The 994-nt window shown below is 68.6% G+C and carries 1 protein-coding gene and 2 pseudogenes; all 3 read left to right on the forward strand.

Features of this window, described 5'->3' with window-relative positions; genetic code table 11:
- A pseudogene (locus I0Q12_RS32545) lies at nt 1-121 on the forward strand (2,3-dihydroxybiphenyl 1,2-dioxygenase); the annotation flags it as partial.
- Between the two features lie 9 nt (nt 122-130).
- Entirely contained in the window at nt 131-610 is a 480-nt protein-coding gene (locus tag I0Q12_RS09900; protein ID WP_197251757.1) for a nuclear transport factor 2 family protein, read from the forward strand.
- A 240-nt stretch (nt 611-850) separates the two neighbouring features.
- A pseudogene (locus tag I0Q12_RS32550) lies at nt 851-994 on the forward strand (TetR/AcrR family transcriptional regulator); the annotation flags it as partial.

Here is a 994-nt window from a genome sequence, read left to right on the forward strand (position 1 = left end):
CATGCTCGTCGACGAGACGTTCTACACCGCCGAGGAGATCACCGCAGACAGCTACTGGGGCCACGACTGGTCCGGTTCCGAACCGCTCGCCGCGTTCGCGCCGCCGAGCGCGCAATCGTAGGGAGGGGCGATGACCGATACGACCACACTCGTCGAGCAACTCGTCCGACGCGTCGAACTGCTCGAGGACACCCTCGCGATCCAGCAGCTGATCACGACCTACGGGCCGGCCGTGGACAGCGGCTCGGCCGAGGCGGTCGGCGCGCTGTGGACCGAGGACGGGGTGTACGAAGTCGATTCGGGTGCGTACCGGGGCCGTGACGCGATCATGGCGATGGTGCGTTCCGAGGCACATCAGGGCTACATCCACGGTGGCTGCGGCCATCTGCTCGATCCGTTGAACATCCGGATCGACGGGGACACCGCGGTCGTCACCTGCCATTCGCAGCTGATTCTCAACACGGACAAGGGTTTCCGTGTGAAGCGCGTGACCGCGAACAGGTGGGAGCTGGTGCGTGCGGACGGCCGGTGGCAGGTGAAACTGCGCATCGCGCGCGTTCTCGACGGTCGCGCCGACGCCCGCGACCTCCTCGCCGCGGGCGTGGCCTGACCAGGATTCGCCGGCGGTCGCGGATCCCGAACGCGACGCGGTAGAACAGCATCGGCCGGGTCGTCGAGCATCGGTACTCGACGGCCCGGCCGACCACCATGTCGTGATCCCCGCGACGCGCACGTGATCCGCGGCCGGTTCCCGCTCTGCGGACGCACGTGTTGCCGCGCGCCGGAACGACCGTCCAGGGCCCGCTCGGTGGGACAATCGGTCGCGATCGGAACGGAAAGGGGAGCGACAATGCCCAGGATCGGTGTGGCGCGGGACGGCGCCGAACCGTCTTCGGCGGACCAGCGGGAGCGGCACGTCCGCATTCTGGATGCGGCTGCGCACCTCGCGACCGAACACGACCTCGCGCACGTGCAGATGACCGAGGTCGCCAAG

This window comes from Rhodococcus sp. CX, from assembly GCF_015865005.1.
Lineage (GTDB): Bacteria > Actinomycetota > Actinomycetes > Mycobacteriales > Mycobacteriaceae > Rhodococcus.

Excerpts from the sequence above, each read along its gene's own strand:
- I0Q12_RS09900 (WP_197251757.1), top strand. The coding sequence starts at position 131 with ATGACCGATACGACCACACTCGTCGAGCAACTCGTCCGACGCGTCGAA.